The organism is Citrobacter sedlakii (genome assembly GCF_018128425.1).
In the GTDB taxonomy this organism is placed as follows: Bacteria; Pseudomonadota; Gammaproteobacteria; order Enterobacterales; family Enterobacteriaceae; genus Citrobacter_A; species Citrobacter_A sedlakii.
Genome location: NZ_CP071070.1, coordinates 144,253 through 162,533, shown reverse-complemented (window position 1 = coordinate 162,533; position 18,281 = coordinate 144,253). Strand labels below are relative to the sequence as shown.

15 protein-coding genes are annotated in these 18,281 nt (G+C 52.8%); 7 read left to right on the top strand and 8 right to left on the bottom strand.

Going from position 1 to position 18,281, the window contains the following annotated elements; genetic code table 11:
- The first annotated feature begins 91 nt into the window (after positions 1 to 91).
- Positions 92 to 1,345, top strand: coding sequence for a valine--pyruvate transaminase (gene avtA / locus JY391_RS00795; RefSeq protein ID WP_042286864.1), 1,254 nt, complete (start codon positions 92 to 94; stop codon positions 1,343 to 1,345).
- A 42-nt stretch (positions 1,346 to 1,387) separates the two neighbouring features.
- Here the strand turns inward: avtA and JY391_RS00790 are convergent, their stop codons facing one another.
- From JY391_RS00790 to JY391_RS00780, 3 genes are all read right to left on the bottom strand, one after another.
- Positions 1,388 to 1,861, bottom strand: a complete 474-nt coding sequence (locus tag JY391_RS00790; protein WP_211935094.1) for a 4Fe-4S dicluster domain-containing protein — start codon at positions 1,859 to 1,861, stop codon at positions 1,388 to 1,390.
- Positions 1,862 to 2,092: 231 nt separating this feature from the next.
- Complete coding sequence (locus tag JY391_RS00785) at positions 2,093 to 2,497, bottom strand: winged helix-turn-helix domain-containing protein (RefSeq protein ID WP_042286870.1); 405 nt, start codon at positions 2,495 to 2,497, stop codon at positions 2,093 to 2,095.
- Positions 2,498 to 2,807: 310 nt separating this feature from the next.
- Positions 2,808 to 3,623 carry an AraC family transcriptional regulator gene (locus tag JY391_RS00780; protein ID WP_181822346.1) on the bottom strand — a complete coding sequence of 272 codons (816 nt, stop codon included), beginning with the start codon at positions 3,621 to 3,623 and terminating at the stop codon, positions 2,808 to 2,810.
- Between the two features lie 234 nt (positions 3,624 to 3,857).
- On the opposite strand from JY391_RS00780, the gene JY391_RS00775 reads away from it, so the two are divergent.
- Both JY391_RS00775 and JY391_RS00770 read left to right on the top strand, forming a co-directional pair.
- Positions 3,858 to 5,258, top strand: a complete 1,401-nt coding sequence (locus JY391_RS00775) for an MFS transporter (protein ID WP_211935093.1) — start codon at positions 3,858 to 3,860, stop codon at positions 5,256 to 5,258.
- Positions 5,259 to 5,268: 10 nt separating this feature from the next.
- Positions 5,269 to 7,224, top strand: coding sequence for a glycoside hydrolase family 127 protein (locus JY391_RS00770; protein ID WP_211935092.1), 1,956 nt, complete (start codon positions 5,269 to 5,271; stop codon positions 7,222 to 7,224).
- Between the two features lie 142 nt (positions 7,225 to 7,366).
- Here JY391_RS00770 and JY391_RS00765 read toward each other — a convergent pair whose 3' ends face one another.
- Complete coding sequence (locus tag JY391_RS00765; RefSeq protein ID WP_211935091.1) at positions 7,367 to 8,107, bottom strand: MipA/OmpV family protein; 741 nt, start codon at positions 8,105 to 8,107, stop codon at positions 7,367 to 7,369.
- Positions 8,108 to 8,228: 121 nt separating this feature from the next.
- Between JY391_RS00765 and JY391_RS00760 the strand changes: the two genes are divergently transcribed.
- The 3 genes from JY391_RS00760 (at position 8,229) to JY391_RS00750 (ending at position 10,897) form a co-directional block, all read left to right on the top strand.
- Positions 8,229 to 9,191: a LysR family transcriptional regulator gene (locus JY391_RS00760; protein WP_211935090.1), complete on the top strand. Its 963-nt coding sequence runs from the start codon at positions 8,229 to 8,231 to the stop codon at positions 9,189 to 9,191.
- A gap of 47 nt (positions 9,192 to 9,238) precedes the next feature.
- Positions 9,239 to 9,553, top strand: coding sequence for a hypothetical protein (locus tag JY391_RS00755; protein WP_211935089.1), 315 nt, complete (start codon positions 9,239 to 9,241; stop codon positions 9,551 to 9,553).
- A gap of 267 nt (positions 9,554 to 9,820) precedes the next feature.
- Positions 9,821 to 10,897: a type I restriction endonuclease gene (locus tag JY391_RS00750; protein ID WP_211935088.1), complete on the top strand. Its 1,077-nt coding sequence runs from the start codon at positions 9,821 to 9,823 to the stop codon at positions 10,895 to 10,897.
- An 87-nt stretch (positions 10,898 to 10,984) separates the two neighbouring features.
- Here JY391_RS00750 and aldB read toward each other — a convergent pair whose 3' ends face one another.
- The gene (gene aldB / locus JY391_RS00745; RefSeq protein ID WP_181822343.1) at positions 10,985 to 12,523 is read right to left on the bottom strand and encodes an aldehyde dehydrogenase AldB; all 1,539 of its coding nucleotides are present in this window, start codon (positions 12,521 to 12,523) and stop codon (positions 10,985 to 10,987) included.
- Positions 12,524 to 12,688: 165 nt separating this feature from the next.
- Between aldB and JY391_RS00740 the strand changes: the two genes are divergently transcribed.
- On the top strand, positions 12,689 to 13,570 hold the full coding sequence (locus JY391_RS00740) for an ROK family protein (protein ID WP_042286886.1): 882 nt from the start codon (positions 12,689 to 12,691) through the stop codon (positions 13,568 to 13,570).
- A gap of 81 nt (positions 13,571 to 13,651) precedes the next feature.
- On the opposite strand, the gene yiaY is transcribed toward JY391_RS00740, so the two are convergent.
- The 3 genes from yiaY to selA all read right to left on the bottom strand — a co-directional run bounded on the left by yiaY (position 13,652) and on the right by selA (position 18,224).
- On the bottom strand, positions 13,652 to 14,803 hold the full coding sequence (yiaY, locus tag JY391_RS00735) for an L-threonine dehydrogenase (RefSeq protein WP_211935087.1): 1,152 nt from the start codon (positions 14,801 to 14,803) through the stop codon (positions 13,652 to 13,654).
- Positions 14,804 to 14,988: 185 nt separating this feature from the next.
- Positions 14,989 to 16,836: a selenocysteine-specific translation elongation factor gene (selB, locus tag JY391_RS00730; protein ID WP_211935086.1), complete on the bottom strand. Its 1,848-nt coding sequence runs from the start codon at positions 16,834 to 16,836 to the stop codon at positions 14,989 to 14,991.
- Positions 16,833 to 18,224, bottom strand: a complete 1,392-nt coding sequence (gene selA, locus JY391_RS00725; protein ID WP_042286896.1) for an L-seryl-tRNA(Sec) selenium transferase — start codon at positions 18,222 to 18,224, stop codon at positions 16,833 to 16,835. Before selA ends, selB begins: the two co-directional genes overlap by 4 nt.
- Positions 18,225 to 18,281: the final 57 nt, after the last annotated feature.

The following is an 18,281-nucleotide window of genomic DNA, read 5'->3' as shown; positions in this document are numbered from 1 at the left end:
GTCAAGACCCCATGACAGACCCGATTTGCACCCTGCCAGTGCTGGCGTTAAGGTAAGCCACTTTGATTCAGCGTTTGACAGACCATCCGTTATGACATTTTCACTTTTTGGCGACAAATTCACCCGTCATTCAGGCATTACCCGCCTGATGGAAGACCTCAACGACGGTTTACGCACCCCCGGCGCTATCATGCTGGGTGGCGGTAATCCGGCACAAATCCCGGCGATGCAGGATTATTTCCATTCGTTGCTTGCCGGAATGCTGGAAAACGGCAAAGCCACTGATGCGCTTTGCAATTATGACGGTCCACAGGGAAAAACCGAGCTGCTCAGCGCGCTCGCTTCGCTACTCCGTGAGAATCTGGGTTGGGATATCGAACCACAGAATATTGCGCTAACAAATGGCAGTCAAAGCGCGTTTTTCTACTTGTTTAACCTGTTTGCCGGTCGCCGCGCTGATGGCAGCACAAAAAAGGTGCTGTTCCCCCTCGCGCCGGAATACATCGGCTACGCGGATTCAGGGCTGGAAGAAGATCTGTTTGTCTCTGCACGGCCCAATATTGAGCTGCTACCGGAAGGGCAGTTCAAGTATCACGTTGACTTTGAGCATCTGCACATTGGTGAAGATACGGGGATGATTTGCGTCTCACGCCCGACAAACCCTACGGGGAACGTGATTACCGATGAAGAACTGATGAAGCTCGACTCGCTTGCTAACCAGCACGGCATTCCGCTGGTGATCGATAATGCCTACGGCGTCCCGTTCCCGGGCATTATCTTCAGCGAAGCGCGTCCGCTGTGGAACCCAAACATTGTGCTGTGTATGAGCCTCTCCAAGCTGGGTCTGCCTGGCTCGCGCTGCGGCATCATCATCGCCAATGAAAAAATCATCACGGCGATCGCCAATATGAACGGCATTATCAGTCTTGCCCCGGGCGGCATCGGGCCGGCGATAATGAACGAAATGATCAAACGTAACGATCTGTTGCGTTTGTCGGAAACGGTAATTAAACCGTTCTATTATCAGCGCGTTCAGCAAACCCTCGCGATCATTCGCCGCTATTTGCCGGAAAATCGTTGCCTGATCCACAAACCGGAAGGGGCGATTTTCCTCTGGCTGTGGTTTCAGGATTTGCCCATCACCACCGAGCTGCTGTACCAGCGTCTTAAAGCGCGCGGCGTGCTCATGGTGCCGGGGCACTATTTCTTCCCCGGTCTGGATAAACCCTGGCCGCACACGCATCAATGCATGCGTATGAACTACGTGCCGGACCCAGAAAAGATTGAAGCTGGCGTGAAGATACTGGCGGAAGAAGTTGAACGCGCCTGGGCGGAAAATCAATAGCCTGGCGAAACGGCCCGGCTAACGCAAGCCGGGCCATCCTTTTTATAGCGGCTGCGCATGCAAACGCTGGCGCTGAATATCTGCCGCATTCACACATTGTAATGCTCCCGTTGGGCAAGCCGCGACGCAGGCCGGTCCCGTCTCGCGGTGCCAGCAGAGATCGCATTTGATCGCCTGAACCCGTGAAATCTGAACGGTGACATTCATGGCGCCAAACGGACAGGCCAGCATACAGCTTTTACAGCCGATACACCGTTCCTGCTCCACAAAAACGTGCCCACGATCGCGGCGAATCGCGTTCGTTGGACAAACGTTGGCACATGGCGCATCTTCACACTGATGGCAGGCGACCGCGGTGGTAAACGTGTTCTCTTTAATGACCTGAATACGTGAAACAAACTGTCCTGCCGATACCGCCGCACAGTCCTGATTTTCCTGATGCGAGACCACGCATGCGACTTCGCAGGTACGACAGCCAATACATTTCATCGCATCCGCCATAATAAACCGGTTCATAGCTCACTCCGATCGCCCAAAAATGACAGCGTGCCAGAGAGCATAGCGTTGTCGCTTTGATCGCACAGGGGATACGGTGAAATTTTGTCAGATGCCCGAGGCGTTCTGGGATTTTGCCAAAGATTGCTCACCGTTCCGGCATAAAAAAAACCCTGGACGACAACGCCCAGGGGGAATAATCCGCAGGCGACATCACGCTACGGAATAAACTGACACCAGATTGAGAGGCATCTAAATTTGATAATCGGCCTCATCGACGACGCTATAGAGCGCCTGGATATTATCCAGTGCCAGTATGTATCCGCTTCCTTTTACGCTAACGATAGAATGCTGCGGCAGGCCAAGCATATTTAATTTGTTATTTAAATTTTTCACCATCGTTGACAGACGTTGTGTGGAAGCGCTTAATTCATTTTTTTCCCAGATGTTGACGAGTAATTCATCTTTTGACACATAATGGGTGCGGGCGTTAAGTAAAAGGTAAACAAACAGACGCAGCATGGTATGATTAAAAAAAACGCCGCCGAAAGTAATCACGCTGTCCATTTTATTTACTGGCAGCCTGAAGATTCTTGACTCGCTTATATCAAAAAAAATTTCACGACCAATCATAAATCCATGTAACTGGTATTCCATTTTGCAGCACTCACGTTTAATTCACTATCGAAAGATAAACATGATTAAGTCCTTGTAGTTAATGTCTATCGCAAGTTTAAAAAAAATAGCATTAATTTCAATAGATCCCCGCGGAGGTATTTTCCGTATTCCCACGGGAAAGATGCAGATTTTCCCTCTGCAACAAACGATTATTCAACATATTGTTACACCATAGGGCAAAATTTCAGATAATCCCCCTAAAGAGGGGTAACTGCTCAACCCTGCAAGTTAATCATACATATTTAACGCAAATTGCAAATTTTTCTTCTATGGAAGCGGTAAAGCAGGCTCATGAATTAACATGTTCTTTGCAGTAACGTCGTTTCCAGACGGCAGGGGTCAGACCAGTATGCTTACGGAAAATTTGTCGGAAATAGCCCACGTCGCTAAAGCCGCATTGTTCAGCAACCTCTTTTAAGGATCGCGCATCGCTGATCAATAATTTCTCCGCCGCCCGCACGCGCTGACGATGAATCGCCTCGGTCAGCGTTAAATGAAAAACGCGCCGGTAAACTCGCCCCAGATAATCCGCATTACAGTGTAGTTCTCGCGCCATAATAGCGGTGGAAAGAGGACGATGATATTGCGTGCGGATCAACTGTTGCGCTTTCCATGCCAGCGAAACGCCCGCCTCCTGCGTATTATCAGTAGGTCGGGAAGGCTGAGCCATTTGCTGTAATATCAGCAACACAATAAATTCCAGCGCCGGACTGCGTTGCATTTTTTCCTGCTCTATCATGAACTGGCGAAAAAGCGCGATCAGCGCCTGCGGATCCGCCACGCGCGTGTGCTGCGGCACTGAAAGGTGCGTCAGCCATCTCGGATCGTTGTCCGGCGCTTTTACCTCGAAATGCAGCCAATAAAAACGCAGATCAGCGGGAAAATCTTCTACCCCAACATGGCGACGCTGGGGCCAGAGCAGCAAACTTTCTCCCGCTTCCACGCAAAATCGGTTTTCTTCTTCCTGAATGGTCAGCAGACCTTTTTCAACGAAAATAATTTCCCACGACGACAATGTCCTCGCCGGGTGACGTCCGATCCCCCGGGAAAGAAATAATCCGCCGTTTTGAACTTTGATCGGAAGCGTCATGGATAATTCGAGCATAGATATGGAAATTCCCGCTTTAAAAGAAGCTAATAATATCTTTACCTATTGATTATTATCTAAAAATAAGCCAATCACCGGATCTGCCTCACACTTTTGCACAGAGGTCGGAATCGTCACCTTTTTTTACTCTTTCGTTGCCTTGTTGCATCGCCGCTTCCAGGCAGAATTAATCAGGTCATCAGTCATAAAAAAATAATCACTGACCGAAACCTCATTTAGCGAGGAATAACTATGACCTCTACACCGATTACCCGCGATCAACTCGCACAAGGCCGCGTCGACGATGCGCTCTCGGTGCGTGAAAAAATAGGCTACGGCCTGGGAGATGCAGGCGGCACCGTTATTACCTGCCTGATCATGAACTTTCTCACCTTTTTCTATACCGATGTGTTTGGATTAACGCCCGCGTTAGTCGGCACGCTGTTTATTGCCCTGCGCGTATTTGATGCCGTTTCCGACCCTATCATGGGGGTGATTGCCGACCGCACGCAAAGCCGGTGGGGGCGCTTTCGCCCCTGGCAGCTGTGGGTGGCCATTCCCATTGGCGTCATCGGCGTGCTGACCTTTACCGTGCCGGACGCCAGTATGGGGGTCAAAATCGCCTGGGCGTTTGGCACCTATCTGCTGCTTTCCGTTGGTTATACCGCGATCAACGTGCCCTATTGCGCGCTGATCAACACCATGACCACCCGGCACAATGAGGTGATTTCCTGTCAGTCCTGGCGCTTTGTGCTTTGCGGCGTGGCGGGCTTTCTGGTCTCTGTTGGTTTGCCGTGGATGGTCGATATCTTTGGCAAAGGTAACGCCGCCCAGGGCTACCAGTTGGGCGTCGGCGTGCTCTGTGCGGTCGCGGTCATCATGTTTCTGAGCTGTTTCTTCTGGGTACGCGAGCGCGTGCCGATTGAGATGATGGGAAAATTTACGCTGCGCGAGCACCTTGCCGGGCTGCGTAAAAACGATCAGTTGCTGCTGATGCTGGTGATGTCGTTCCTGCTGATTAACGTCTTCAACATTCGCGGCGGCGGGTACATGTATTTCATCACCTATGTGCTGGAAGGCAGCACCGCTTATACCTCACTGTTTTTTACAATGGTGACCTTCGCTTCGATTATCGGCTCGGTGCTCGTCAGCCCGCTGACACGACGCGTGGACACCGTCAAACTTTACTCCGCCACCAACCTGGTACTGGCGGCGCTGGCGGTGCTGATGTGGTTATTACCCACTGGTCCGGCCTGGCAGACGTTGTGGCTGGGGGTGATCCTCGGTAACGGTATTATTCTTGGCTTCACGTTGCCGCTGCACTTTTCGCTGATGGCGTTCGCCGATGACTACGGCGAGTGGAAAACCGGCGTGCGTTCGTCCGGCATGAACTTCGCCTTTAACCTGTTTTTCATCAAGCTGGCCTGGGCTTCCAGCGCCGGGATCATCAGCCTGCTGTTCATTCTTGTCGCCTACCAGCCGGGGGCGGAAAACCAGACGGCGCAGTCGCTTGGCGGCATTACCGCAATGGAAACCCTGCTTCCCGCCCTGTTCCATCTGCTGCTGGCGCTGTCGATCCGCTATTGCAAACTCAATAACCCCATGATGACGCGAATCGCCAGCGACCTGCGTCAGCGTCATGTTCATTTATAAGGAGCACACCATGAACGTACCGGAAGTCGACCTGCACATGCTGAAGGTCAGCGATCCGTTCCTCGGACAATATCAACGCCTGGTTCGCGACGTCGTGATCCCTTATCAATGGGACGCGCTGAACGACCGTATTCCGGAGGCCGATCCCAGCCATGCGATCGAAAACTTCCGCATCGCGGCAGGACAGCAGTCCGGGGAATTTTATGGCATGGTTTTTCAGGACAGCGATGTCGCCAAGTGGCTGGAGGCCGTGGCCTGGTCCCTGTGCCAGAAGCCAGACCCGGCACTGGAAAAGACCGCCGATGAGGTGATTGAGCTGGTCGCCGCCGCCCAGTGTGACGACGGCTATCTCAATACGTATTTTACCGTCAAAGCCCCGCAGGAGCGCTGGACCAACCTGGCGGAGTGCCATGAGCTTTACTGCGCCGGGCACATGATTGAGGCGGGCGTGGCCTTCTACCAGGCCACCGGCAAACGCCGCCTGCTGGAGGTCGTTTGCCGTCTGGCGGACCATATCGACAGCGTATTCGGCCCCGGCGAACATCAGTTGCACGGCTATCCGGGCCATCCGGAGATCGAGCTGGCACTGATGCGGCTGTATGAAGCGACGGGGTGTTCGCGCTATCTGGCACTGGTGAATTACTTTGTTGAACAACGTGGAACGCAGCCGCACTTTTACGATCTGGAGTACGAAAAGCGTGGGCAAACATCTTACTGGCATACCTACGGCCCGGCGTGGATGGTGAAAGATAAAGCCTACAGCCAGGCGCACCAGCCGCTTTCAGAGCAGCAAACGGCGACGGGCCATGCGGTGCGTTTTGTATATCTCATGACCGGAGTGGCGCATCTGGCGCGGCTTAGCCAGGATGAACGCAAGCGTCAGGACTGTCTGCGCTTATGGCGGAACATGGCGCAACGCCAACTGTATATCACCGGCGGGATCGGTTCGCAGAGTAGCGGCGAAGCCTTCAGCAGCGACTACGATCTGCCGAACGATACCGTGTATGCGGAAAGCTGCGCCTCAATCGGCCTGATGATGTTCGCCCGGCGGATGATTGAGCTGGAAGCAGACAGTCAGTACGCCGACGTCATGGAACGCGCGTTATATAACACCGTCCTTGGCGGAATGGCGCTCGACGGAAAGCACTTTTTCTACGTTAACCCACTGGAAGTGCATCCGCAGTCATTAAAATTTAATCATATCTATGACCACGTGAAGCCCGTACGCCAGCGCTGGTTTGGCTGCGCCTGCTGCCCGCCGAACATCGCCAGGGTTCTGACTTCGCTGGGTCATTACATCTATACGCCGCGTCCGGAAGCGCTGTATATCAACCTCTACGTGGGTAACAGTATTGAACTGCAAACGGAAAACGGTTCTCTCAGGCTGCGTATTGACGGCAACTATCCGTGGCAGGAGCACGTCAGTATTACCATCGACTCGCCACAAGCTGTGCGGCATACGCTGGCGCTACGCCTGCCGGACTGGTGTTCAGATGCCCGCGTAACGCTTAACGGCGACGAGGTCAGCCAGGATATCCGCAAAGGCTATCTGCACATCACCCGTGACTGGCAGGAAGGCGACACCATCGGGCTGACGCTACCGATGCCGGTGCGCCGGGTGTATGGCAACCCGCGGGTACGCCACGTCGCGGGTAAAGTCGCCCTTCAGCGCGGGCCGCTGGTGTATTGCCTTGAACAAGCCGACAACGGCGAGGAGCTGCATAATCTGTGGTTACCAAAAGAGAGCGAACTGCGAATCTTTGAGGGTAAAGGACTGTTTGCCCATAAGATGCTGATCCAGGCGGAAGGGTTAAAACAGAGCGCTCCCGACGCCGCGCAAAGCGCACTCTGGCACTATGATCGCGCTCCCGGCGCCTGGCAGCCGCACACGCTGACCTTTATTCCGTGGTTCAGTTGGGCCAATCGGGGCGAAGGCGAAATGCGGATCTGGGTTAACGAACGATGAGGGAACTGAATGACGGCAGACCTACGGATATGCGCAACCGTAGATCAGATTCAGTGCCGTCATCCAGCAATTCTTTATTGGCGCAGGAAAGCGCCCGTGCCGCATGCCGGTTACGCAAAAGTTCTGGTTATGCGGCCTGTTTTTAAAAACGCCAGCTGACGCCAGTAATAAAGGTGAAGCTGTCGTCCCGGTCAATCATTGGGCTGTCTTTAATCTCGTCGGGCAAAGTGCTGTAAGCGGCGCTGGCCATGAGGACGATATTTTCGGTGACGGGATATTTTGCCGTCAGGCTGACGTAAGGTACCCAAGTGTCCTGAGCAGAATAGCGTGCAAGCCCGCTATGCCGGGATTCGCTTCCGGAGATGCCGTAGTAATAATCATTAAAGTTTTCGTCGTAGTAGAACGCCCCAACGGAAGGAATCAGGGACAGTTTGCCCACAGGCATTCTACGGAACAGCGACAGTTCACCAATCCAGCCATTGCTATTATCCAGAATATCCGCCGCCGCGGACACTTTCACACTTCCCCAACGCTCATGGTGGTACCACGCCGCACCTGCCATTACCGTGCTGTCGCGCTTATCGAGCTTTTTCATGGCGCGATCGTCGTTATCAGCAGGGTCAAACTCCAGCGGCATCCAGGATATAGTCAGACTGAATTCGTTTTTATCACTTTTTGCCAGTACATAGCCTAGCGTGGTCTGCCGGACATAGAGTGCTTCACCTTCATAGCTGATTAGCGGCATCGCATGTGTATTTTCGTTATAACCGCGATAAGGCGACTCATTATAAACTGCACCGGCACCGACGGATAATTCAGATGCATTTGCGCTTGCCATCAAACAAACAGCGCACAGCGTCACAAAATTGCGTTTAATAAACATGCCGACATTCCATTTATCAATAAATAACGAAGCGGCGAAATAATAATGCTTACAAATTCTGCGATGCAACAAACTAATTTATATAGTAATATATAAAATCATATATATATCAGGTTACGCGATGAATACACTCCAACTTAAACTCCGGGAAATGAAGATTATCTCGGTAATCGCTGCCAGTGAAAATATCAGCCACGCCGCGATTGTTCTCGGTATCGCGCAGGCCAATGTCAGTAAGTATCTTGCTGATTTCGAATCAAAAATTGGGCTGAAAGTGTTTGAAAGAACAACCCGCCAGCTTACGCTTACGCCTTTTGGCACCGCGCTCCTGCCTTACATCAATGATGTTCTCAACCGAAATGAGCAACTGATTAATTTTATAGCTGATTATAAACATGAAAAACGCGGGCGCGTGACGGTGTATGCACCAACAGGCATCGTTTCTTATTTATCTAAAAAAGTGATCGCTAATATTAAAGATATTGAAGACATCACGCTGTTGCTAAAAACCTGTAATCTTGAACGAAAAGCCTTTTATGAGGGCGTCGAGTTTCCCGAAGACTGCGATATTTTAATTACTTATGCGCACCCGAAAGATCACTCGCTGGTCGCCAGTTATATAACAAAGTATGCGGTAACGGCCTTTGCCAGCCGAACCTATCTCGAACAGCATCCCCTCAGCCGACCAGAAGATCTTGAACGCCACTCCTGCATTCTGATCGATTCTATGATGATTGATGACGCGAATATCTGGCGTTTTAACACCGCGGGTAGCAAGGAGATGCGGGATTATCGCGTCACCGGAAATTACGTTTGCGACAATACGCTGTCGGCGCTGGAACTGGCGCGTAACCATCTTGGGATTGTGTTTGCACCTAGCGAAAGCGTCCAGGGCGACCTCGCTGCCGGAACGCTGATGCCCTGTTTTTCAGAACAGCATGAATGTTGGCTGGATTTGGTTGCGATATTCCGTAAACGGGAATATCAGCCCTGGCGGGTGCAATATGTCCTTGATGCCTTGCTGCACGAAATACGCCAACAGATTACCCAGACACAACGACGTTTGCCAGACAAGTACATTTAAAGGAATAATGCGGCGACCATCTTCTGGCAAACACACTAAGGAGCATCATGAGCAGCACGGACGATACATCTTCAACCCGCTTCAAACGCATCAAAGCCTCGGTCATCTACCGGTTATTGTTGATAGGCCTCGGTATTCCCATGATGCTTTTCAGCTTCATTTGCGGCGTGCTGAGCCTTTTCGGCTTTAACATGGTGAAATGGAACGACCAACCGGTACAGGGTTTACTGGCGATCCCCACCGCATTGTTTAGCGGTTTGTTTATCACTGTCCTGTTCACCGTTTTCGTTGGATCGATTGCTTGCCTGGGATTATGGATTTACAGCCGTTTCCGCCCTCTGCAGGTTAAGGTGCTGGACTGAAATATGGTACAGCGGACATACTTCCGCTGCCCAAAAAGGATAACAAAGCACCCTTCACACCAAATATCTCATGCCACATTAGTCATTTAACTTTACTCAATACGTGACGGAAATCATTTTCGTGGCGTTTTTTTTTGCGCAAAATGCTTCTTGTTCATCAAACCTGTCTGCTTAATGACTGCTAGCTTTTCAGTTTACTGATGTTTAATAGCCAGCTGATGCCAACTTAATGTTTTCGAGTTATGTTACTGTATTATAAGGAAAGTTATGTCTGTTGAATTTATAGAAAAGTTAAACCTGCTGGCCTCTAAAATAAAACAGCAATCTGGCGCTATTGAGACGGAAGAAGCCACAAAAAATGCGTTTGTCATGCCTTTCATTAACAACGTGTTAGGTTATGATGTCTTTGACCCCACTGAAGTTATCCCAGAATTTGTTTGCGATATCGGCACCAAAAAAGGTGAAAAAATTGACTATGCCATACTAAAGAATGGCGAAATACAAATGCTGATAGAATGTAAAAAAATTGGCGAACCACTGAATATTAATCATGCCTCTCAGCTTTTCCGATATTTTCATGTCACTAATGCAAGAATATCTATTTTGACCAATGGTCAAGAATATAAATTTTTTACAGATTTAGACGCCACAAATAAAATGGATGAAAAACCATTTCTTGAGATCAATCTTCTTGATTTGGATGAAATGCTTGTTCCGGAGATAAAAAAACTAACGAAGTCTGCATTTGACTTAGAATCCATTATCAATGCCGCCGGGGAATTAAAGTACGTCAGCTTAATAAAAAAATTGCTTCATTCACAATTGACAAATCCAGAAGACGATTTTGTTAAGTTCTTTGCATCGAGGATTCATGATGGAATGATTACTCAGAAGGTTAAAGATACATTTACTGTTCTAACCAGAAAAGCAGCCAGTCAATATATCAATGCGCAAATAAATGAACGACTTAAATCAGCAATGGATGGTAATATCAACCCGCAGTTGGAAATACCTGAAGAAACGGACCAACATACTGTCATAAAAGACGATAATGATATTTCAACAACGATAGACGAACTTGAAGGTTTTCATATCGTTAAGGCAATCGCTCGCACAGTTATTGATGCTCCACGAATTGTACACCGCGATACCAAAAGCTATTTTGGTATTCTAATAGACGATAATAATCGAAAGCCGTTGTGTCGACTGCATTTTAACCGAACCCAAAAATATATTGGTTTATTCGATGTGGAAAAAAATGAAACACGCTATCCTATTGAAAGTTTAGATGATATTTATACCTTCAGTGAAGCGTTAAAAGCAACAGCCGCTTTATACCATTAACTCATCATATGGATAACGGAAAACTCTTAGCGGACCTACAGGACGCGTAGGCCCGCCAAGAGTAGCCGATACTGATAACGCAGCCAGTTAAAACAGTCCCAGCGGTTTGTCGGAATAGCTCACCAGCAGACACTTGGTCTGCTGGTAATGTTCCAGCATCATTTTATGGGTTTCACGGCCGATGCCTGACTGCTTATAGCCGCCAAATGCCGCATGCGCAGGATAAGCGTGATAGCAGTTAGTCCAGACACGTCCGGCCTGAATTCCGCGCCCCATTTTATAAGCCAGATTGCCGTTACGGCTCCAGACCCCCGCGCCCAGGCCATATTGCGTATCGTTGGCGAGTTCCAGCGCGTCCTCCATCGTTTTAAAGGTGGTGACCGCCAGTACCGGACCGAAGATTTCTTCCTGGAAGACGCGCATATTATTTTTGCCGAACAGGATGGTCGGTTCGAGGTAATAACCATCTTTTAGTTCGCCTTCCAGTTGCTTACGCCGCCCACCGGTAAGGATATCCGCGCCTTCTTTTTTACCGATATCAATATAATTAAGGATGGTTTCCAACTGACCGTGGGAAACCTGCGCCCCCATTTGCGTCACGCTGTCGAGGGGATTACCGCTGCGGATGCTTTCCACTCGACGAATGGCGCGCTCCATAAAGCGTTCGTAAATCGACTCCTGCACCAGCGCGCGGCTCGGGCAGGTACAGACCTCGCCCTGGTTAAAGGCAAACAGCGCGAACCCTTCCAGCGCCTTGTCAAAGAACGCATCTTCTTCGTCCATCACATCGGCAAAAAAGATGTTTGGCGATTTGCCGCCCAGTTCCAGCGTTACCGGGATGATGTTTTGCGTGGCGTACTGCATGATCTGCTGTCCGACTTCCGTCGAACCGGTGAACGCAACTTTGGCGATGCGTTTAGAGGTCGCCAGATATTCGCCAATCTCGCCCCCCGCGCCGTTCACGACGTTAACCACGCCCGGCGGCAGCAGGTCGCCAATCACCTCCATTAATAGCAGAACGGACAGCGGCGTCAGGCGCGCGGGTTTGAGCACTACGCAGTTCCCCGCCGCCAGCGCTGGCGCCATCTTCCAGCTCGCCATCAGCAGTGGGAAGTTCCACGGGATAATCTGCCCTACCACGCCGAGCGGCTCGTGGAAATGATAGGCTACGGTATCGCTGTCCACTTCACTGATCCCGCCCTCCTGGGCGCGTATGCAGGAAGCAAAATAACGAAAATGGTCGATGGCCAGCGGCACGTCAGCCGCGCTGGTTTCACGGATGGGCTTACCGTTATCCCAGGTTTCCGCCGTGGCGAGCCGTTCCAGATTTTGCTCCATACGGTCGGCTATTTTAAACAGAATGGCGGCTCGGTCCTGAACGGAGGTTTGCGCCCATTTATCTTTCACCTTGTGGGCCGCATCAAGCGCCAGATCAATATCGCGTTTGCCGGATGAGGCGACTTCACACAATAGCTGCCCGGTAACCGGCGTCAGGTTCTGGTAATATTCGCCGTCAGCCGGAGGAACCCAGTCACCGCCAATAAAATTGTCATAACGGGCTTTTAGCTTCAGCGGAAAACCGTACTCGCCGGGCTGAATACGTGTTGAAGGGGGGTTATTCGTCATGATCGTCTCCTTGCCGCAGGTGTATAACAAGGGTAGACGCCGCTGGCGATTTTCTCGCCAGTCGTTGGCGGCTTTACGAGCTATATCACGGATTACCTTACTTTACGTTTCGTTTTTGCCGCTGAGCCATACTTATAAGCTCTGGGTCTTATAAGGATACGTGCAATGCAGCTATTTATCGGCTTCGACGTGGGCGGTACCCATATTAAACATGGCGTCATTGATGAAAACGGCAACGAACTGACGTCGGATGAATTCGACACGCCGGACGATAAGAATGCCTTTAAACAGCAGTGGAAAGCGGTCGTGGAGGCGTATCAGAAAGCACATGATATCGCCGCGATCGGCGTGAGCTTTCCTGGTCATATCAACACCCACACGGGCCAGGCGGCAAAGGCCGGCGCACTCGATTATCTCGATAACGAGAATCTCTGCGAACTGTTCGCCCAACTGACGGACCTGCCCGTCACGGCGGAAAACGACGCCAACTGCGCGGCGCTGGGCGAACGCTGGCGCGGCGCGGGTCGGGACTATGAGAGCTTTGTCTGCATCACCATTGGTACCGGCATCGGCGGCGGGATTGTGGTGGAAGGCGACATTTATCGCGGTTCGCACTACCGGGCGGGCGAATTTGGCGTGATCCCCGTAGGCGATAACGGTGAATGCATGCATGAAGTCGCCTCCGCGAGCGGTCTGATGAAGGCTTGCCGCCGGGCGCTGGCGGTACCCGAAGATGAAATGCCCGACGGCGAAGCGCTGTTCGAGCGCATGGAGAGCGACGTTCACCTGCGCGAAGCGATTGAACAATGGGCGCATTTCCTTGCACGCGGAGTGTATAGCGTGATTTCAATGTTCGATCCGCAGGCAGTACTGATTGGCGGCGGCATCAGCGAGCAGGAAAAGATCTATAAATTACTGGATAAATATTTGCAGCGATTCGAGGAGTGGGAAGCGCTGAAAGTACCGATTTTACCCTGCGAGTTGGGTAATCAGGCGGGACGACTCGGCGCGGTATGGCTGGCAAAGCAGAAACTGAGCCGCGGTTAACTTGCCGGATGGCGGCTGCGCTTTATCGGATCAGGCTGAACCGTACAGATCTGTAAAGCGTAGCGCCATCCGGTCGGCGTTTTACATCGCAGCGTGGAAGATCGCCACGATCTGCTCGTGTGTCGCCTGGATCGGGTTAGTCAGCCCGCAGGCATCTTTCAGCGCATTGGTCGCCAGCAGCGGAATATCCTCCTCCTTCACGCCGAGATCGCGCAGCCCTGCCGGAATATTCACCTGCTGCGCCAGCGTGCGTATGGCGTCGATACAGGCCGCGGCGCCTTCGGCGTCGTTCAACCCTTCCACATTGACGCCCATCGCCGCTGCGCAGTCACGCAGACGCGCCGCCGCGACCTGGCTGTTAAACACCTGAACGTGCGGCAACAGCACCGCATTGCACACGCCGTGCGGCAGATTGTAGAAACCGCCGAGCTGGTGCGCCATCGCGTGAACATAACCCAGCGAGGCGTTATTAAAGGCCATTCCCGCAAGGAACTGCGCGTAGGCCATCGCTTCCCGCGCCTGCGCATTGCTGCCGTCTTCCACCGCGACGGTCAGGTTGTCGCTAATCATGGTCACGGCTTTCAGCGCGCAGGCATCGGTGATTGGCGTCGCCGCGATGGAAACGTACGCTTCAATGGCGTGGGTTAACGCGTCCATACCCGTTGCGGCGGTCAGCGACTTCGGCATTCCCATCATCAACGTTGAGTCGTTGACGGAAAGCAGCGGCGTAACGTGTTTATCGACGATCGCCATTTTAATGTGGCGTTCAGCATCGGTAATAATGCAAAAACGGGTCATTTCCGACGCCGTGCCTGCGGTGGTATTAATGGCAATCATCGGCAACTGCGGTTTAGCAGAACGATCAACCCCTTCATAATCGCGAATATCGCCGCCGTTTGCCGCCACCAGCGCAATGCCTTTCGCACAGTCATGGGGTGAGCCGCCGCCCAGCGAAATCACGCTGTCGCAGTTATTCTCCTGCAGCAGTTTCAGCCCTTCAGCCACGTTTTCGGTGGTCGGGTTTGGCTGGGTACCGTCATAGATCACGCTGAAAATAGCGCGTTCCTGCAACGCGTTTTGAATATTATCCGCCATACCCAACCGGGTGAGCATCGTGTCTGTCACAATTAACGTGCGGCGAAAGCCATATTCCACCATCGTATTTATTGCGTCATTTAATACATCAGCACCAATAATATTCACGGATGGAATGTAAAATGTAGAAGCAGCCATTTGCTCAATCCTTAATGTTGAAAAAGAGCAAAAGCATACGAGGGTGAGAAATAATAAAATATGATCGTTGCTGTTATTTTCCCAAAGAAACATTAAAAAAGCACATTAGGATAATAAACTAATGTGCTTTCATAGGAATCACTATTTATATTATCTCAATTCATTTGAAATATAAATAAGTAATGTTATTGTCTGGCCGGGAATAATAACGCATCGCGTAATAAATGATCGTTGCCACGGCGGCGGGTAAAGCCGATGCGGTCAAAATATTCCAGAATCTGAATGGCCAGTTTACGCCCAACGCCCAGACGGTCACGGAAATCCGCCGCGCACGTTGACCCTCTCTCTTGATCCAGCTCACGGATCAGCGTGGCGAAGGCAACAATGCGATCGTTACGGTAATAACGATCTTTTACGATCGCAGTAATCATTCCCTGCTGTGCCGCCTGCCGTAGCACAAGGCGCATGGTCTGCTCCTCTGTGGCCGTTTCCCGCGCAAGATCGCGTACCCACCAGGGGTCGTCTGCAAACAGCGGCTCCACGTTTTGCCAGATCGCCGCCTGCTCATCGCTGAATCCCGCTTTGTGATCGGGCAAATGCAACCAGCCATGATGGCTATGAATTTCGCCGCTTTCACGCATTTGCTCAATCAGCAACAGCACCAGCGCTTCATCTTCCATCGGCAGCGCCATCCGCCGCAGGCGTTCACGCCCAGGCCCCGGCTCATCGCGGTGTTGCTCATGATAGGTCGCCAGCGTGTCGAGAATTTTACGCTGCCAGCGGGCGGCAACCGGGGCGTTTAGCAGACTGTCGCCTGCCTGGATAAACCCATGCTGCTGGACACACTGTCGCATACCGTCGCCATTAAGCTGGCGCGCCCAGGCAAATGCAGGCAGATTCACCGCTCCGCGCTGAAGATGCACAGCAAGCGCGGCGCCATCGTCGGTGGTTTCTGCCAACGACGCCAGCCACTGTAAATAGTCCGGCTTACGCTTTCCACGACGCGGGGGGTTAAGCGCAACCACGCGCCCGCCCGCCAGCGTGGCCCGCGCAGAAATATCGCGCAGTACCAGCCGATCGTTATCCGCCAGCAGCAGCGGGGTGTCGAAAACCAGCTCCGCGAGGTTATTGTCCAGCAGCGAGACTCGTCCGGTGACATGACTGGCGGCATGGTGGATATGCAGCGGCTGCCATTGGGTTAACGGCGCGTGGTTTTCCAGCGCCACAATAATACGGCTAAACGGCTCGGGGGGTTTTACCGAGAGCAGCCAGTCACCCCGGCGCAGTTGTTCTTTTTCGGCGTCACCGGCGATATTCAGCGCGATACGTTGCCCGGCATGCGCGCGTTCTGTCGCCTGATTTTGCGCGTGCAATCCGCGCACGCGCATGGGTTTGTTGACGCCCGTCAGCCACAGCGTGTCGCCTTGCTGCACTTCTCCGCTCAGCGCCGTCCCCGTCACCACCAGCCCGGCGCCCTTTACGCTAAAGGCGCGGTCGATAGCCAGACGGAAGGTCTGGTGACTGGCATGCTGGCGTGCCGGTAACTGCTGCAGGTGTTCGCGTAGCGCCTCAATGCCTCGCCCTTCATTGGCGGCGGTCACGAATAACGTCGCCCCGGCAAAGCCATACTCACGCAGCACCTCTTGTACCTGCTGCTCAACGTCTGACACACGTGCGTCATCAACCCGGTCGGCCTTGGTTAACGCCACCGTCAGCGTCGGGCTGCCGGTTAATTGTAATATCGCCAGGTGCTCGCGGGTTTGCGCCATCACGCCATCATCGCAGGCCACCACCAGCAGCGCATGATCGATACCGCCCACGCCCGCCAGCATATTAGAGAGAAACTTTTCATGTCCGGGCACGTCGATAAAACCCAGCACGCGCCCATCCGGCTGCGGCCAGTAGGCGTAGCCCAGATCGATCGTCATCCCGCGCTTTTTTTCTTCCGGCAGACGATCGGCATTCACGCCCGTGATCGCCTGTAGCAGCGTCGTTTTCCCGTGGTCAACGTGTCCGGCGGTCGCAATAATCATTTCAACAACATCTCCATAAACCGGGTCTCATCTTCAAGGCAGCGCAAATCCAGCCACAGGCGACCATCGTTAATCCGCCCAATAACCGGAACGGGCAGCGCTCGCCAGCGGCTCGCCAGCGCCGCCAGACGGCTGCCGCGCCCGTCGTGCGGGGTAAAGGTTAATGCCGCGCTCGGCAAGCGATCAACCGGTAATGAACCGCTGCCGATCTGCGACAGACACGGCGTCACGCTGACCGCAAAGTCATTTGCATAATGTTTGGCAAGCGAGACCTGTAACCGCTGCGCCTGGGCGGTAATCGCCTCCTGAGGGCGGGTTAACGCCCGCAATGTCGGCAGTTTTTGCGCCAACGCTTCCGGATGCAGATACAGCCGTAGCGTCGCCTCCAGCGCCGCAAGGGTCATTTTATCCGCCCGCAGCGCGCGTTTCAGTGGGTGACTTTGCAGTTGCGCAATCATCTCTTTTTTGCCGACGATAATACCCGCTTGCGGACCGCCGAGCAGTTTATCGCCGGAAAAGCTCACCAGACTGACGCCCGCGGCAATCAGTTGCTGCGGCATCGGCTCTTTCGGCAGACCGTACTGGCTGAGGTCAATCAGCGAACCGCTGCCAAGATCGGCCACCACCGGAATATCCAGTTGCTGCCCGATCTGCGCCAGTTCGCTCTCGTCTATCGCTTTGGTAAAGCCTTCAATGCTGTAGTTACTGGTGTGGACCTTCATCAACAGCCCGGTGTTTTCATTTACCGCCTGGCGATAATCTTTCGCGTGCGTGCGGTTGGTGGTGCCTACTTCATGAAGCGTACAGCCCGCCTGGCGCATCACGTCAGGAATGCGAAACGCGCCGCCAATCTCTACCAGTTCGCCGCGCGAGACCACCACCTCTTTCCCCGCCGCCGTTGCCGCCAGCATTAACAATACCGCCGCCGCGTTGTTATTGACGATACAGGCGTCTTCCGCGCCGGTAATGCGGCACAGTAACTCCGCCAGCGCGCGGTCACGGTGGCCGCGCCCGGCGCCGTCGAGATCGTACTCCAGCGTCACCGGTGAACGCATGGCCTGCGCCACCGCCGCTATCGCCTCTTCCGCCTGCAATGCGCGGCCAAGATTCGTGTGCAGCACCGTACCGGTCAGATTGATTACCGGACGCAGCGCGCTCTGAGCCGCTTTCTGCAGACGGACGCTAACTTCCTGCGCCCAGTTGTCGCTCCACACGGGCAGCGCCTGGGTATCACGTATCGTCTCTCTGGCCTCGTCCAGCATCTGGCGAAGGAGTTCAACGACACGGGTATGCCCGTGGCTGTCACACAGGGTAAGAAAAGCACTTTCACGCAATAAGCGATCAATGGCAGGAAGCTGACTGTACAGCGAACGCGTTTCGGTTGTCATGGGATAGCCTGGCGGTTGGTAATCCTCTCCATGTGCGGAGAGGCGTTTCGACATAAG

Excerpts from the sequence above, each read along its gene's own strand:
- selB (WP_211935086.1), bottom strand. The coding sequence starts at position 16,836 with ATGATTATTGCGACCGCCGGACACGTTGACCACGGGAAAACGACGCTG.
- JY391_RS00750 (WP_211935088.1), top strand. The coding sequence starts at position 9,821 with ATGTCTGTTGAATTTATAGAAAAGTTAAACCTGCTGGCCTCTAAAATA.
- JY391_RS00785 (WP_042286870.1), bottom strand. The coding sequence starts at position 2,497 with ATGGAATACCAGTTACATGGATTTATGATTGGTCGTGAAATTTTTTTT.
- avtA (WP_042286864.1), top strand. The coding sequence starts at position 92 with ATGACATTTTCACTTTTTGGCGACAAATTCACCCGTCATTCAGGCATT.
- JY391_RS00770 (WP_211935092.1), top strand. The coding sequence starts at position 5,269 with ATGAACGTACCGGAAGTCGACCTGCACATGCTGAAGGTCAGCGATCCG.
- selA (WP_042286896.1), bottom strand. The coding sequence starts at position 18,224 with ATGACAACCGAAACGCGTTCGCTGTACAGTCAGCTTCCTGCCATTGAT.
- JY391_RS00755 (WP_211935089.1), top strand. The coding sequence starts at position 9,239 with ATGAGCAGCACGGACGATACATCTTCAACCCGCTTCAAACGCATCAAA.
- JY391_RS00765 (WP_211935091.1), bottom strand. The coding sequence starts at position 8,107 with ATGTTTATTAAACGCAATTTTGTGACGCTGTGCGCTGTTTGTTTGATG.
- aldB (WP_181822343.1), bottom strand. The coding sequence starts at position 12,523 with ATGACGAATAACCCCCCTTCAACACGTATTCAGCCCGGCGAGTACGGT.
- yiaY (WP_211935087.1), bottom strand. The coding sequence starts at position 14,803 with ATGGCTGCTTCTACATTTTACATTCCATCCGTGAATATTATTGGTGCT.
- JY391_RS00780 (WP_181822346.1), bottom strand. The coding sequence starts at position 3,623 with ATGCTCGAATTATCCATGACGCTTCCGATCAAAGTTCAAAACGGCGGA.
- JY391_RS00775 (WP_211935093.1), top strand. The coding sequence starts at position 3,858 with ATGACCTCTACACCGATTACCCGCGATCAACTCGCACAAGGCCGCGTC.
- JY391_RS00740 (WP_042286886.1), top strand. The coding sequence starts at position 12,689 with ATGCAGCTATTTATCGGCTTCGACGTGGGCGGTACCCATATTAAACAT.
- JY391_RS00790 (WP_211935094.1), bottom strand. The coding sequence starts at position 1,861 with ATGAACCGGTTTATTATGGCGGATGCGATGAAATGTATTGGCTGTCGT.
- JY391_RS00760 (WP_211935090.1), top strand. The coding sequence starts at position 8,229 with ATGAATACACTCCAACTTAAACTCCGGGAAATGAAGATTATCTCGGTA.